This window comes from Kosmotoga olearia TBF 19.5.1 (assembly GCF_000023325.1).
Taxonomy (GTDB): Bacteria; Thermotogota; Thermotogae; order Petrotogales; family Kosmotogaceae; genus Kosmotoga; species Kosmotoga olearia.
In genome coordinates this window covers 794,070-809,333 of record NC_012785.1, presented here as the reverse complement: position 1 = coordinate 809,333, position 15,264 = coordinate 794,070, and the positions used below count along the sequence as shown (strand labels likewise).

At 41.1% G+C, this 15,264-nt stretch carries 15 protein-coding genes and 3 tRNA genes; 9 read left to right on the top strand and 9 right to left on the bottom strand.

Features of this window, described 5'->3' with window-relative positions; genetic code table 11:
- The first annotated feature begins 95 nt into the window (after nt 1-95).
- From KOLE_RS11670 to KOLE_RS03830, 5 genes are all read left to right on the top strand, one after another.
- The gene (locus KOLE_RS11670; protein ID WP_201029989.1) at nt 96-650 is read left to right on the top strand and encodes an ABC transporter ATP-binding protein; all 555 of its coding nucleotides are present in this window, start codon (nt 96-98) and stop codon (nt 648-650) included.
- Nucleotides 651-736: 86 nt separating this feature from the next.
- Nucleotides 737-1,012 carry a hypothetical protein gene (locus tag KOLE_RS11665; protein WP_202795105.1) on the top strand — a complete coding sequence of 92 codons (276 nt, stop codon included), beginning with the start codon at nt 737-739 and terminating at the stop codon, nt 1,010-1,012.
- Complete coding sequence (locus KOLE_RS03840; RefSeq protein ID WP_015868134.1) at nt 1,009-1,653, top strand: hypothetical protein; 645 nt, start codon at nt 1,009-1,011, stop codon at nt 1,651-1,653. The genes KOLE_RS11665 and KOLE_RS03840 overlap by 4 nt, the downstream gene beginning before the upstream one ends.
- Nucleotides 1,654-1,861: 208 nt before the next feature.
- Nucleotides 1,862-3,253 (top strand): MATE family efflux transporter, encoded by a 1,392-nt coding sequence (locus KOLE_RS03835; RefSeq protein WP_041288641.1) that lies wholly within the window; start codon nt 1,862-1,864, stop codon nt 3,251-3,253.
- A gap of 342 nt (nt 3,254-3,595) precedes the next feature.
- Nucleotides 3,596-4,753 (top strand): glycosyltransferase family 4 protein, encoded by a 1,158-nt coding sequence (locus KOLE_RS03830; RefSeq protein WP_015868132.1) that lies wholly within the window; start codon nt 3,596-3,598, stop codon nt 4,751-4,753.
- Here the strand turns inward: KOLE_RS03830 and KOLE_RS03825 are convergent.
- A complete protein-coding gene (locus KOLE_RS03825; RefSeq protein WP_015868131.1) occupies nt 4,750-5,751 on the bottom strand; it encodes a lysylphosphatidylglycerol synthase transmembrane domain-containing protein in 1,002 nt (333 codons plus the stop codon). The genes KOLE_RS03830 and KOLE_RS03825 overlap by 4 nt on opposite strands.
- Nucleotides 5,748-6,755, bottom strand: a complete 1,008-nt coding sequence (locus tag KOLE_RS03820) for a glycosyltransferase family 4 protein (protein ID WP_015868130.1) — start codon at nt 6,753-6,755, stop codon at nt 5,748-5,750. Before KOLE_RS03820 ends, KOLE_RS03825 begins: the two co-directional genes overlap by 4 nt.
- 105 nt (nt 6,756-6,860) lie before the next feature.
- Here KOLE_RS03820 and KOLE_RS03815 point away from each other — a divergent pair.
- Nucleotides 6,861-6,934: transfer RNA gene (locus KOLE_RS03815), tRNA-Gln, on the top strand.
- Nucleotides 6,935-6,973: 39 nt separating this feature from the next.
- Here KOLE_RS03815 and KOLE_RS03810 read toward each other — a convergent pair.
- The 7 genes from KOLE_RS03810 to surE form a co-directional block, all read right to left on the bottom strand.
- A complete protein-coding gene (locus KOLE_RS03810; protein WP_015868129.1) occupies nt 6,974-7,603 on the bottom strand; it encodes a ComF family protein in 630 nt (209 codons plus the stop codon).
- The gene (locus tag KOLE_RS03805; RefSeq protein ID WP_158303003.1) at nt 7,594-10,023 is read right to left on the bottom strand and encodes an ATP-dependent DNA helicase; all 2,430 of its coding nucleotides are present in this window, start codon (nt 10,021-10,023) and stop codon (nt 7,594-7,596) included. Before KOLE_RS03805 ends, KOLE_RS03810 begins: the two co-directional genes overlap by 10 nt.
- Before the next feature lie 183 nt (nt 10,024-10,206).
- A tRNA-Leu gene (locus KOLE_RS03800) sits at nt 10,207-10,294 on the bottom strand.
- Between the two features lie 89 nt (nt 10,295-10,383).
- On the bottom strand, nt 10,384-10,599 hold the full coding sequence (locus KOLE_RS03795) for a hypothetical protein (protein ID WP_015868127.1): 216 nt from the start codon (nt 10,597-10,599) through the stop codon (nt 10,384-10,386).
- A 3-nt stretch (nt 10,600-10,602) separates the two neighbouring features.
- Nucleotides 10,603-11,538, bottom strand: coding sequence for a methionyl-tRNA formyltransferase (gene fmt / locus KOLE_RS03790; RefSeq protein WP_015868126.1), 936 nt, complete (start codon nt 11,536-11,538; stop codon nt 10,603-10,605).
- Nucleotides 11,535-12,029, bottom strand: coding sequence for a peptide deformylase (gene def, locus KOLE_RS03785; protein WP_015868125.1), 495 nt, complete (start codon nt 12,027-12,029; stop codon nt 11,535-11,537). The genes fmt and def overlap by 4 nt, the downstream gene beginning before the upstream one ends.
- Complete coding sequence (surE, locus tag KOLE_RS03780) at nt 12,030-12,791, bottom strand: 5'/3'-nucleotidase SurE (protein WP_015868124.1); 762 nt, start codon at nt 12,789-12,791, stop codon at nt 12,030-12,032.
- An 89-nt stretch (nt 12,792-12,880) separates the two neighbouring features.
- Here surE and KOLE_RS03775 point away from each other — a divergent pair, with 89 nt between their 5' ends.
- From KOLE_RS03775 to KOLE_RS03760, 3 genes are all read left to right on the top strand, one after another.
- Entirely contained in the window at nt 12,881-13,555 is a 675-nt protein-coding gene (locus tag KOLE_RS03775) for an HD domain-containing protein (RefSeq protein WP_041288639.1), read from the top strand.
- Between the two features lie 54 nt (nt 13,556-13,609).
- Nucleotides 13,610-13,684, top strand: a tRNA-Val gene (locus KOLE_RS03770).
- A gap of 324 nt (nt 13,685-14,008) precedes the next feature.
- Complete coding sequence (locus tag KOLE_RS03760) at nt 14,009-15,217, top strand: iron-containing alcohol dehydrogenase (RefSeq protein ID WP_015868122.1); 1,209 nt, start codon at nt 14,009-14,011, stop codon at nt 15,215-15,217.
- The last annotated feature ends 47 nt before the right edge of the window (nt 15,218-15,264 follow it).

Genomic DNA, 15,264 nt, shown 5'->3' with positions numbered 1-15,264 from the left:
AAAGTAAATAAGAAAGAAAAATTCACCGTAGCAGTAGTGATAATCGGTGTTCTTAATTTGTTATTTTATGTTGTATATGGGGAGGAAAGTAAGCTATGGAGATGATACAACTAAAAGGCGTGAGTAAGACTTATAAAAACGGTGTAGAAGCTTTGAAGAGGGTAAATCTTTCAATTGAAAGTGGTGAGGTTGTAGGGCTCGTTGGACCAAACGGCGCGGGTAAGACAACACTGGCGAAGACGGTGTTGGGCCTTTTGAAGCCCACAGAAGGAACGGTAAAAATTCTGGGCAAAAATATCGATAAAATGACGAAAGAAGATAGGAAACAAATAGGATTCGTTATGGATGTTCCGGGTTTGTATGATGATTTAACTGTTAAAGAAAACTTGGAATTCTGGGCAGAATTGTATCGAGTTTCTGATGGTCGCTGCAAGGAGTTGCTTCAGCAGTGGGGATTGTGGGAAAAAAGAAATAGCTTAACCAAAGAACTCTCTGCGGGTATGAAACAGAAACTTGCAATATCGTGTGCATTTGTACATGATCCTTCAATTATCGTTATGGACGAGCCGACATCCAATCTCGATCCGGTTGCAAGGAAAAACATGGTGGAGTTTCTGAAAAGCTTTCGCAACAAAACAAAGCGCTTTTGATCACTTCTCACGATTTATTCGATATAGAGAGGATATGTACCAGAATAGTTCTTATGAGGAAAGGGCAGATAGTTGTGGAAGGAAACATGGAAGAGTTGAAAAAAGCACTGGGAGTTGGCACACAGGTGAAAATCAAGGTGAGTGGCAAGGTTCCTCCAGAGATTGTGGACGAGTTTTCAGGTGATTGTGAAGTACGCATAAGTAAAGAAAATGAACTTATGGTTTCTGGAGATGAAACGTACACGAAACTGGTGGTGAGATACCTTGTGAACAAGGGTATCGATGTGGAGAGGGTTGAAGAAGAGAAGGTAACGCTTGAGGATATATACACATCCATCGTTAAGGAGGATGAGGAAATATGATGGCGCTGATTAAGAAAGAAATTCGTATATTCATGCGTAAAAGATATCAGTTTTTCTTGTTATTTGCAGTAGTTACGGTATTTGCGGTGGCGCTCAATTCCAAAAATTTGTATGAATTTGATCCTTATGTCGCCACTTCTTTGATAGGAGCGCTTTTTGTGTCCTATGGATTTGGCTGGATTGCTTTTCTGGAAGAGCAAAAAAACAAGAACATTTCATACCTTTTGGCATCGCCCCTGAGTATGAGAGAAATCTTTTTGGGTAAGATATTAGCCGTGTATTTTATCAGCGTTGCATTGACAATATGGGGTTTACTTGCAGGCTTTATAACAAGTACTTTTTCTGGTGGGGGCTCTGTTCCTACTCTTGAAGCAATTATTATAAGCTTGATAGCTCTTCCGATCTGGTCTGGAGTGCTTAGCGGACTTTTAGGAATAGGACTTCTTGTATTTGGGAATCCGCTTATAATCAGAATGGCTCTATTTTTGCTGATATATTTTGTTGCCCTTAATAAACAGGTGTGGATAAAAGTTTCGCAGATGGGCCTAATAAACTATATAGCGGTTTTTACAGGATTATTTCTTGTGTTTGGAATAGTGTACATAGTGGGGTTCTTCAGCAAAGAGCTGATACAGCAGTGAGGTTGAATGAAAAAGCTGCAAGGAGTTCGCACCCCTGACATTATCGGGCTTTTCCTCCGAAAAACGGGTACGGTCCACTGCGGTACAGTCCCCGTTTTCGGAGCGCACCCGTGCGTAGTGTGCTTACCCTAATTTTCACACTTTCATCATAGAGAATAAATCTTAAAAAACTAAAATAGTTAGGAATCCTAACGATATGGTGATGTCAATGAAGTATAGCCTGCTAAGAAGTTATCTTTCTCACGAAGAAGCTGCTGAAATAAGAAAAAAATTAATTGTTATTGCTCTTCCAGCGATGGGTGAGAACATCCTCCAGATGCTTCTCGGTATTGCGGATACCGCATTTCTTGGGCATTATGATTGGCGGGTTATGAGCGGCGTTGGGGTAGCGAACCAGATGGTTTTTATACTTCAGGTGATTCTTATAGCAGTATCTACCGGGACAATGGTTTATATTTCAAATGGGCTTGGCGCGAAAAATCAAAGGCTTGTAAATAGAGTAAGCTGGCATTCGATTTATCTTGCAGCGGCTGTTGGAATAGCGATGACTCTTTTGGCTTTTTTCTCTGATAGTTTTATAGAGTGGTTTTTCCCGAAGGCTGAACCCATTGTTCAGCAAGCCGCACAGGATTATTTAGCCATTATCCTTCTTGGTGCGACAGGGTTCAGCTTTATGATCGTTCTTGGATCCGTTCTGAGAGGGGCAGGAGATACCAAATCCCCGATGATAACCGTGGCAATATCCAATGCGATAAACATTTTTCTCGATTATGCACTCATTTTTGGAAGGTTCGGATTCCCCGAATTGGGAGCAAGAGGTGCAGCGACAGCTACAATTATTTCAAGGTTTGTTGGTGCAACTATTTTGCTTTATCTTCTTTTCAGGAATAAGAGAATAGCAATGGGACCAAAACCGTGCAGATTTTCTTCGAGAGTAACGAGAAATATATTTTCAGTTGGTCTGCCAACGGCTTTTGATAATCTATCTTTTTCGGTGGGAATTATGGTTTTTGCTAATATACTGCTTTTAGCTGGTGCCAGGGTGTATGCGGCGCATAGAATAGGTATAAACGTTGAGTCGATTTCCTTCATGCCTGCCTGGGGGTTGGGTGTTTCCATTACGGCTCTTGTCGGTATGTATAATGGAGCAGGACAGATAAACAAGGTTATCGGGACCTTGCGACAGGGCTGGATTATCTCAATGTGTTTTTCCTCTATTATCGGCATTTTGATCTTTCTGTTTCCGCGTGCTTTTATAATGATCTTCACAAACGACGCTGAGATAATTCAGATGGCGAGCCTGCCAGTCAGGATAATCGGGTTGTTTCAAATCATCCTCGGGACAGATTTTGCTTTTACCGGTGCGCTGCGCGGGCTGGGAGATACACGGTTTCCTATGATTGCCTCTATGATCGCTATGTGGCTTGTCAGGATACCTGTGGGTTTTGTTCTGGTAAAATATTTCGGTATGGGACTTATGGGGGCATGGATAGGTATGATGATTGATATGATCCTCAGAATGTCCCTTAAAGTATTCAGATTACTTTCAGGTAACTGGGAAAAAACTGCCGATAAGGTTCGTAAAAAAGCCGGTGCATAAAGGCATAACGGTGCGAAAATAGGGAGTCAGCAGCTTTTTCGTGAGTAGGGATCGATACTCATGGTGTTGATGGTGGGCTAAGCAAGGATTTTCTTCCAGGAAAACTCTTTGCATTACATAATGCTTTCCATATGGAAAGCATTACCAATCTCGATGTTCTTCCGGAAAGCTTTCTCCTGATTATTGTTCCATTGCTTTTCAGCGATGGTTCAGGTTTCCTGCATGTATTTTTGCTATTGTGGAGGAATAGTATCAGAGGAGACAACAATAAATATATCAGTGAAAAAAGCGTTGTATAATGTAAGAGCAGATTGAAACTAATAAATCAGGAGAGGTATTAAAATGAGAATAGCGATGTTTACCGATACGTATGAACCTCAAGTAAATGGCGTTGTCACGATGGTCAAGCAGTTGAAGGAACATCTTGCGCTTCTTGGTCACGAGGTCTTTATCTTTACTGGAGCGCATCCGAAATCCCATTTTGAAGAGAACGTCTTCAGATTTAGGTCCTTTCCATTTCCATGGGAGAGACAGCATAGGGTTGTAATTCCAACTGTATATTTTGATGTTGAAAAAACCTTAGAAAAATTGCAGATTGATTTGATTCATAGCCATACAATGCTCGTTATGGGGTACATCGGGAATATAATAGCTGAGAGGAAATCAATTCCCTCTGTAACGACTTACCACACCATTATGGAGGATTATGTCCATTATATTCCCTTTTTTAACAGCGTTTTGAGAGAATTTGTTATAGATCTTTCAAGGCGTTTTTGCAATAAAAATAAAGCGGTCATTGTACCGTCGCGTAAGGTGGAAAAATTGCTCAGGGATTACGGTGTTTCTACCGATATAGAGGTTATTCCAAATGGAATAGATTTAACTCCTTTTGAAAATAAAATATCTGAAGAAAAAATCCAAGAGTTCAGAGAGCGTTTCAATATTCCTTCAAATGCTAAAGTGCTGATTTTTGTGGGAAGGCTTGGAAAAGAAAAAAGTGTGGATGCCATTGTGGAGAATTTTTCAAGGATTGTGAAGAAATATCCCGATACGTTCCTATTGATCGTTGGTGATGGTCCCGAGAAAAAGAACTTGAAAACGCAGGTAAAGGAACTGGGATTGAAGAACAGGGTTATTTTTACCGGTTATTTGAAATGGCCGGATGAAGTGGTACTGGCTTACAATAGCAGTGATATTTTTGTCATTGCTTCCCATACCGAAACCTTCGGAGTCGTTCTTGTAGAGGCAATGGCATGTGGATTACCGGTTGTGGCTTATGCGGACGACGCTTTTCGTGACATTGTGAAAAACGGAATAAATGGGTTCTTAATTGGATCAAAAGATCGGCTTCACGAAGGAATAGAAAGTCTTTTATCATCAGACGAACTCATGAAAAACATGTCTGTAGCTTCCATCGAAATTGCGGGATCCTTTACCATGGAGAAGCATGTAAAAAAGACAATAGCTCTATATGAAACTGTGTTGAACTCAAGAGATTAGGATTTATGGCTGTGTGTTTCAATGACAGTCAGGAACCCTCCGAACAGTATGTTCATGTAATAGGTAAAGAAACGCCATAAGAGCATAACTGCAGCGGTTTTAGCTCCAAAGAGCGGGGTGAAAAAAAGCATAAAGCCTCCTTCAGAGGCACCACTTGCTCCCGGAGTTGGTACCATTGAAGCTATCAAAAATAGAACCAACTGAACGGAGATCAACTGGAAGTAGTCGACGGTTATACCAAGGGAGCGTGATGCAAAGTATGGAATAGAGATTACCGCCATCATTTGTAAAAAAGACAGAGTTAACGATAGAAGGAAAGTTTTCGGGGTTTCAAAAGACTTTTTCATGCTTTTGTTAAAACGACTTACCTCAAAAAGTATCTTTTCGATTTTTTCTTCAGGATTTTTTATAACCCTGAATCTAGCCAACAGAAAAATAAAGAATCTCACAATTTTCTCAGTAGTACGGGCGCTGATTGAAAACATTATTATGAAGAACAAGACACCTGAGTTCAGGATGAACCCAAATATAGCAAGAAGCGCTAAGTTAGATATTTCCTTAGAGACAAAAGAATAAGCTGAGAAAACCCCAACTACGCCGAAGACCGTAATGACGATCTGATAAGCCACAAAACGCGCCATCAACATAGCGGAAGCTTTGCCGGCGCTTAGCCTTTTTTTTGCCATGAAGGCTATTTGAGCTGGCTGACCACCGGTGTAGAAAGGGGTTATTGCAGAGAAAAAGGCTCCTATTATTGTAAGTTTCAGAAGGTAAATAAATTTTGCATGAAGGCCGGAGAGTTTGGAGAAGATCTTGACCGTCAATGCTTCCAGTACCCAGGCTGTGGCTGCAACGACAAAGGTGATGAATACCCAGAATGGTGAAGCCTGGATAATATAGGCAAACGCGGTTTTAAAATCTGAAAAATGCGAGATTATAACAAGTGTGATAATAGTTATCAAGACTACGATCAACAAGTTCCGAAGAGTTTTGCTCACAGTCCACCTCCAAGAAGTTCTTCGTATATTTTTTTCAACTTTGCACCAACTTTTTCTAGACTGCGTTCTTCTGCGGTTTTTCTACCATTTTTACCGAGTTTTTTTGCGAAAGAAGGGTTTTCGATGAGTTTTCGTATTGCGTCAACAAATTCAGGGACGCTACGTCCTTTCAGGCAATTTTTGCCGGAGTGCATCCACTCTCTGTATACCGGTATATCCCTGATTAACACCGCGCATTCTGTTGATAGCGCCTCAAGTACGGCAATGCCCTCGTTTTCTTCATAACTCGGGAAAAAGAAAACATCTGCTGCCGAAAGTGCCCCTAACAATATTTCAGAAGGAACATATCCCGGGAAAAGGACGTTTTTTGGGGGGTGTTTTAAGATATTTCGCACTTCACGGGGTTGGAGAGCCGAGAACTTTGCGCCGAACCAGACAAATGTATATTCTGGCAATTGTTTGGCTACGGATATAAATTCGTGAATTCCTTTCCTTTTAAGGGGAAGCCCAACGTTCAATATTACAGGTGGTTTAATAGAAAAAGTCTCGAGAAATTTGTGCGAAAGCTTTTCGTTTTTTCTGAATTTCTCGATATCAACACCGTTTGAAACCACCGAACCAGGGGTTTTAACAGCGTAGTTTCTGACTGTTTCCTGGGTATATTTCGATGGAAAAATCAGATAATCAGCCGCTCCGTATCTTTTTTTTAGGAGTCTTTTGATTGTTGGTGCCGCAAGATTGCTGAATAAGAAGCTGTTTCGGAAGTCTTCATAGGTTGTATGGGTATGGTAAATTACCGGTATCCCTCTTCGTTTTGAAGTCTTTAATAACCTCCAGGCACCCGGTCCAATTGTGTTTATATGAACAATATCAAAGGATTCTTTTGGATTCAAGGTGAAGTTTACTCCAGCACGCTTGAGCGCTTCCATCTGGTGCTTTAAAGCTACTCCGACCCCGGATTTTTGAAAGAGCTTTTGATTCTCTGAGTACAATAGTACTTTCATAAATAAGGAATTTCCTCCTTTTTAGCGACAAATTGAGCTCTCCTGAAAAACTGAATCAAGATTGATTGACACACAAACAACTCTATTATATAATCGATGTGTCTTTGGGAGGTCGTCTAATGGTAGGACAGCGGACTCTGGATCCGCCGGTGGAGGTTCGAGTCCTCCCCTCCCAGCCATTATGAGGGTCTTGATGACCCTCTTTTTTTATTACGGGGTTAATGACTCTTAGCCAGCGAAATTCCTATAATTTCTATGACACCGTTTGACTTGAGAATTTTAGCACATTCTGAAACGGTTGCTCCAGTAGTGATAACATCGTCAAACAGAATAACTCTTTCTGGAAGCTTCAATGTTGAGTTAACGAGCTGGAATTTCCCTTTCACCGAAATTACCCTATCATTTCCCGACAATCTTGATTGTGGCATTGGGCGCCTTAGTGCCGTTAGGGCATTTAAAACGGTGATGTCGAGCTTTCTGTTTAATTTTTTTAGTATTAGAGCGTTGGTATCAAAACCGCGTTTTCTTAGCGCTGAAAACGTTGTAGGAACGGGGATAATTGTACCATCTATGTTGAATTTGAAAATCATTTTGAAAAGCATCTCAGCGAATTGCTCGGCTAAACGAAACCTTCCCTGAAATTTGTAGGCTTTTATAAGGTCATTCATGGGAGGTTCGTACCACCAAAAAGCATAGGTTTTATTGATGTAAGAAATGGAAAAATTTTCCAGAAGGGGGCCTTTAATCTGGTTTTCACAGTGTTCGCACAAGAAATTCCGAACAGGAATTCTTGCACCACAAGAGGTGCAGCTGTTTGGAAAAAATCTTTCGAGAAAGTTCAGAACCATTTTGTTCTCCTCAATTTCCTTAATTCTGATATGACTCTTGAACCATCAATAACGTTTATTTTTACATCGGGTGATAACGAACGCAAAAGTTTCCTTGAGTAGATTTTGTTTCCATCCACGATTCTGTTGTCAAGAACCACGAGAACACCTCTGTCATTTCGAGTTCTTATCAACCGTCCAATACCCTGACGGAATGCTGTAATCATCTTGGGATAATAGTATTTATTTAATCCTTCAACGTAATTTTTCGTTCCGTAATGCTTTATTCTGGCATTTATCAAAGGATCATCGGGACGTTCAAAAGGAAGTTTGAAGATAATCAACAGTTTTAAGTGTTCACCCGGAAGATCTATCCCTTCCCAGAAACTTCTTACACCGAATATAACGGAATTTTCCGAATTTACATGTTCATTGACAATAGCAGTTGGACTGTTATTGGGCTCCTGAATTTGCAGTCGAATATCAAGGAGTTCCTCTGAAATCTTCGAAATGACATAGTACATGTCTTTGTAAGAAGTAAAAAGAACCATTGCGCTGCCCTTGACTATTTTGAGCATTTCGGATATTAGATTGGCACCCTGGTTTAGATATTCTCTGTTGTTAGGCTGGTACTTCGCCATGTCCTTCACGATATAGAACTTGAGTTGTTCTTGAAAATCGAAAGAACTTCCGAGTTTTATTGCATGAAAAGATTCATTCAATCCCAGTATTCTTCTGGCGTAGTTGAATCCATCGCTTCTTCCACTGTATACCCACAATGTAGCTGATATGAAAACTTTTACAGGTACATCAGGGAAAATGGCTGCCATGAGCTGATCATTTTTAATTGGTGCGGATGTTATGATCAGATGGTTTCCATTGTTGGTTACGGTTCTTCTGACATAAACGACCCTTCCATCCTCTTCCCTCGATAAACCTAAAAGTTGTCTGATTAAACCGTCAAGCTCTGAAGTTACTGATTTCAACTCCATATTCAATTTTTCAAGAACAGGTGTTTCCTCTTCTTCGGCAACCTCTTCCACCATTCTCAATAATTGAATTAACACAGCCCTGAATCTCTGGATAATGGTATAAAGTTCACCAATATCCTTTTTCAACGCTTCCAGTTCCTCGTTATCAATAGAGTGTTTTTCATCAGTGGAACAATTGTTGTAAGAAACCACGATTGTTTTGAGGATCTTTTCTATTTCCGCAGTGAACTTTCTCAGACGTCCCCATAATTCTTCAAGAAAGGAACGTTCAAAATGATTTCTAATGCTTCTTAACGCATCTTTTGAGCAGTTTATAGCCTTTCTAATGGTACTTACTGCTTCGTGGGGGACGAGATTAAAACTCATGGCTTCGGTGAGTGACATTTCCAATTCGTGGGCTTCGTCTACGATCAACACCTTGAATTTTGGAAGAAGCATGCCAATAGGTTCATCTTCGCCTTCGCGGCTATCTTCAAGACGTATATGAGCCTCGCTGAAGAGAAGAGAGTGGTTTGTAATCACTATATCGGCATTTTGAGCGTTGTCTCTGGAATTGTAGTAAGGACATCTATTGAAAAAAGGACAAAGCTTTCTGAGGCATTCAAATCTTGTTGCTGTGAACCTGTTTCTGTTCTCTTCTTTAAGGTGCAGTTCGTCTAAATCGCCGCTTCCGGTTTTTATTGACCACAATAAAACTCCAAAGAGCTCTGTACGGTTTTTTGATTTTCCTGATCCGACGGCGTACTCGAGTTCTTCGAAATATTTTTTGAGACAAAAATAACGTTCTCGTCCCTTCAGAGTCCAGACTCTAAGCTCTTCGAGATTGGGAAGTTTTTTGACTATTGCAACATCCTTTCTGGCAAGTTGATCCTGAAGCATTCTTGTTCTTGTGGATACAACTATTTGTTCGCCTTTGGAAATAGAATAATAAGCAGATGGTATTAGATAAGCGAGGGATTTACCTGTACCTGTTCCAGCTTCTATCATTATTCCCTGTTTTCCTTCTATGGATTCCGCTATTTCCAGCGCTGTCATGAATTGCTCCTGTCTGTATTCATAGCCTTCAAGGATGTCTTCAAGAAGTCCGCCCTCGCTGAAAACCATTCGCACAGTTTTGATGAGGTCTATGTCAGCACCTTTGTGATCGACGGATTTTAATTTCGTGAGGTTAGAACAAACTTCATCCTCCCACCTGGAATCTTTCGTTCCGCTCGAAAGACCCATCTGCAGGAATTTTCCAAGTCCGTCATTTTTTTCAAAAAAATGTGGAAGGATATCGGTAAGTGAGGCAGGAAAACTGCTAAGTAATTGAAGATATTCGTTGATATGTTTATCGGATTCCTTACCTGTAGGATAAACTAAAAACCTCTTCAAAAAGTTTTCGTCGATAACTTCGGGATAATTTGACAACAATTTGTAGGTTTCATCATTCAAAGGAAATAAGCACACAGGGTGCTTCCCCAAAAACTCTTTAAGTTCTTTGAAATTGACAGAAAAGCTTTTTTCGCTCCCGCTAAGAGGAGTCAAAGAGACTCTCTGTTTCCTTCTATAATTGAAAACTCTGCAAAGGTAAATCATAGTTTGCTTCAGAAAATCACCCCAAAAATAAAGACCGGGATTTTACCCGGTCTCTGGTGCCGAGGGCGGGACTTGAACCCGCACGGACTACGTGTCCACATGGCCCTCAACCATGCGTGTCTGCCAATTCCACCACCTCGGCACACGCAAAATCATTATAACGCGACCGGGTCTCTTTGTCAACAGGATTATTCTGCAAAATCATTGCCAAAGAGAAGCCAACAAAGGATCTTAGATGATCATCTGATATCCTTCTTTTGCAAGGAGATCTCTGATCGTAGCGGCATCGATCAAAGCATCTTCAAATTCAATCTCGATGATAGCAAACCTGCTTTCTGGATTCACGCGGATAATTCCGGAAACACCTTTGAGTACCGCTTTGATTTTTTCTTCATCTTCCTGTGTTTCAAGATTTTTTATGTGGTACATTTTCAAAGCCCTTGCCATTTTTCAACCTCCTAGTTTTATTCCTTCTTCTATCAATCTGCCAGATTTCGCTTGCCAGACAGTTATCACTTTTTTCCCGGGAAACTGAATTTTGGAAATTTTAACAGCACCCTTTTTACAGGCAACTACCATAGAATCCTTGCTGATCGAGATTATTTGCCCTGGCTCGGCATCAACGCAGCAATTATCACAAATCCCCGCACCGAAGAGCTTAACTCTGAGCTCTCCGAGTCTGGTGGTAACCCCGGGTTCAGGATCATAGGCGCGTATCTTGTTAAAAACTCGTTCTCCGTTGTCAAATTCTATCAGAATGGTATCCTCTTTAGTTATCTTTGGTGCGTAGGTTGCCTGGGAATGATCCTGGGGAGTAAGTTTAATCTCGCCAGCAGAGATTTTTTTAAGAAATTCTATAAGCAGTTTTTTGCCAAGATTGCATAGCTTTTTCTTCAGCGTTCCGAAGTTATCATCAGAAGAAATCTCAATTCTTTCTTGCAGCGCTATCGGGCCACTATCCATACCCTCATCTATCTTGAATATAGTTATTCCTGTTTCTTTCTCGCCATTCTCTAAAGCACGTTGTATCGGTGCTGCTCCTCTGTACTTAGGCAGCAATGAAGCATGAACGTTGTAACATCCGAGAGGTGGTAGCTCGAAAACTTGTTGTTTGAGTAACTTTCCGTAAGCAACGGTGATGATAATATCCGGCTTGAGCTCTTTTAGGGCTTCGAATCCCTCGCCTTTGTTTACGGATTTTGGCTGGAATACCGGTATCCCATATTCCCTGGCCACCTGTTTAACCGGTGTAGGAATGAGTTTTTTTCCTCTACCTTTCGGTTTATCTGGTTGCGAGAAGACACCAACAACATTGTATTTTTTTTCAACAAGTTTTCTTAGATGTTCCGCTGCAAAATCAGGTGTTCCCATAAAAACTATTTTCATTTTAGAATTTTCCCCTTCATTATCTCCCTCAGTTTTGGCCTTATCATCATTTTCTTTGCGGGAGATAGATAATCTATGAAAAGAATGCCATTCAGGTGATCGTACTCATGCTGAACAATTCTACCAGCGTAACCTTCAAATAGCTCTTCGTGAACGTTACCGTCAACATCCTGGTATCTCATCTTAACCCATTCAGGCCTTTCAACGTCAGCGTAAACCCCCGGGATGCTAAGGCATCCCTCTTCCATTATGACGAGTTCTTTTGATTTTTCGAGTATCTCCGGATTGATTATTACTTTAGGGCCTGAACCGTCGTCGAAAACAAACATGCGCTTTAAAACAGCAACTTGCGGCGCGGCCAAACCAACGCCATCTTCTTTGTACATAATGCTTGTGAGCTCTTTGACGAAAGTTTTTAAATTATCGTCAAACTTTTTTATCGCCTCGGATTTTTCTCTCAATACGGGATTTCCGATATAGACAATATGCATTCAATTGCCTCCTTCCAATTCCTCCTTTAGCTTGGGCATATAGTTTTGATTGGTCATGAAAGCATATATGGGAGTTATTGAAACATAGTTTCTCCGAACAGCGGCGTAATCAGAGTCCTCACCTGGATCATCCTCTATTATTTCTCCGAACATCCAGTAATAATTGTTTCCATAAGGGTCTTTCCTTTTCTCAAAATAGTCACGATAACGCCTTCTGCTCTGACGGGTGACTTTCCAACCCTTCAATTCTGCTCTGTCAACCGAAGGGACGTTGATATTCAGTGCTGTGAATTCCGGCATCTTTGTTACATCGTATGTATCAAGAAACTCCAGAAGAAATTCAGCTGCTGTTTCGTACTTTGGATTGTTCCAATCAGCGGCTGATATAGCGATAGAAGGTTTTTCCATAACAGCACCTTCAAGCGCTCCTGAAACCGTCCCTGAATACAGTATATCTGTTCCCAGGTTCGGTCCCTTGTTTATTCCGCTTACAACCAGCTCTATTTCAAAATCTGCAATAGCCAGGATTCCAAGTTTTACACAGTCGGCAGGTGTTCCGTTTATGGCGTAGCCAACCGTTTTTTCTCCAACCTTGACTTCTTTTGCCCACAAAGGCGTTCTGATGGTAATAGCATGTCCGGTAGCACTTCTTTCAACATCAGGAGCAACAACAAGAACACTATGCTTTTCTGCTAGTTTTTGTGCGAGAATATTTATACCTGGAGCCATTATTCCATCATCATTCGTTACCAGTATATTCATGATCTTCCTCCTTTCCCTTTGTATTAATTTTACATCATGAAGTTTAATTTATCGTTTCCTGTAAAGGGTATTATTACCGATAAGGAGTGATGAAGGTGTTAAGTTACTCGGTATATCTAATAAAAAACTATCCGGAGTTAGAGGGTTTATTGACGGAAGCGAAACGTTTCTTTGAGGGTGTTGATAGTCCTGCACATGATTGGAGTCATATCGAACGTGTAGGGAAACTCACGATACAGATTCTGGAAAACGAAGAAGTGAAGCATCGTCGCGCTCTGCATATCTCTGTCTTGCTTCATGATATAAAAAGGAAAGACGAAGTATTAACGGGGCTTGATCATGCCAAAGAAGGCGCTAAACTTGCAGGAAAGCTGCTGGCAAAACACGGATTCGATGAGAAAACGATAGAAATAGTGGTTGACAGCATACGTTCGCATAGATATTCATTACGAAAAACACCCAAATATCCTGAAGGAAAGATCCTACAGGACGCTGATAGACTCGATGCGATAGGAGCGATAGCTATCGCGCGGGTATTTGCTCACAAAGGTGAAAAAAGGGTTTTCTATGATCCAAAAATAAAACCTTCAAAAAACTATAACGGCAAATCCTCGACATATCTGAACCATTTTTTTGAAAAGATTCTGAAGATAGATCCTGATTCCTTCTGGACTGAAACTGCCAGGAAACTTGCTGAAAGGCGCCATGAATTCACTCTGGAGTATGTAAAGAAATTTCTCCGGGAATGGTACGGACTCGAATAAAAAGGTTCTTCTTGACACCCCTGGTGATGGGTGCTAAAATCGTGATAGTTACCGGGGTGCGTAGCTCAGCGGGAGAGCGCTTCCTTCACACGGAAGAGGTCACAGGTTCGATCCCTGTCGCACCCACCAGAAACCCCTGAAGGGGTTTTTTCTTATCACAATGGCTTTCACAGAAACTTCTCCAAGAAAAGTTACTTGTATTGTTAAACCGCATCTCCTCATTTCCTCTCTTAGGTTAGCTTTGTTTTTATACCCAATGGTGCTAAACTTTTTAATAGCAGTGTATTTGCTATGCTTCCTTTCAAAAAATTTTTTGGTTGATGTTGTACGCCCGCAAGTATCTGTGAAAAAATTCACATAATCGTTCTGATCAAGTTACCTTATCTTCGCAGGAATTACATAATAGTAGTGGTAAAATATAAGTGAAAAAATTCACAAGCAGGAGGTGAAATTATGTGGGAAAGCAAAATGGACATTTACAACGTTTTTGAACTCAGAGGAAGAACATTGTGCTACTTTGGCGTTGGCGCCATAAAAAAGATAAAAGACATTGCTGAAGCCCTCAAAAAGCAAGGAATAAATAAGGTTATTGTGGTTACCGATGAAGTTGCTTACAAAGTTACCGGTGCCTGGGATGTTATAGAACCTGCCCTTAAAGAGGTCGGAATCGATAGTATAATGTACACGGGCGTAACACCCAATCCAACGGTAGAACAGATTGACGAAGCCACAGCAATGGGAAAAGAATTCGGGGCTCAGGCCGTCATCGGAATAGGTGGAGGAAGTCCCATCGATTCAGCAAAGAGCGTAGCAATACTCCTGGAATACACTGACAAAACTGCCAGCGAACTGTACGAACAGAAATTTATTCCGGAAAAAGCCAAACCAATCATCGCTGTAAACACCACTCATGGAACTGGTACCGAAGTTGACAGGTTTGCTGTTGCTTCTATCCTTGACAAAGAATATAAACCCGCTCTTGCATACGATTGTATTTACCCGACCTACGCTATTGATGACCCCGCTCTTATGAAAACGCTACCTCCAAACCAGACAAAATTCACATCGATTGACGCTATTAACCACGTAACAGAAGCTGCAACCACTATCGTTGCCAGCCCGTATTCAATACTTCTCGCCAAGGAAACAATCAGACTCATTACAAGATACCTACCTCAGGCTCTTTCACACCCAGAAGATCTTGTAGCAAGATATTACCTGCTCTACGCTTCAGCCATAGCCGGTATATCCTTCGACAACGGTTTGCTCCATTTCACACATGCACTTGAACACCCACTAAGTGCTATAAAACCTGAACTTCCACACGGTCTTGGTCTCGCGATGCTCCTCCCGGCGGTTGTTAAACACATATATCCGGCTGTTCCTGAAGTGTTGGCTGACATTTATGAACCAATTGTTCCCGGTCTAAAGGGTGTTCCGGGCGAGGCAGAAAAGATCGCTGCTGGTATTGAAAAATGGTTGTTCAGCCTTGGTATCACAGAAAAACTCGAAGATATGGGCTTTACAAAAGACGATATTCCAAAACTCGTTGAACTTGCAACAACACCTTCCCTTGATCTCTTACTGAGCCTTGCTCCTATTAAGGCAACAAAAGAGGTTATTGCTAAGATCTACGAAGATTCTCTGAAACCATTGAGCTAAAATAGAAAGTAAAAGAAAAGGCTGGTTTTCACCAGCCTTTTCTTTTT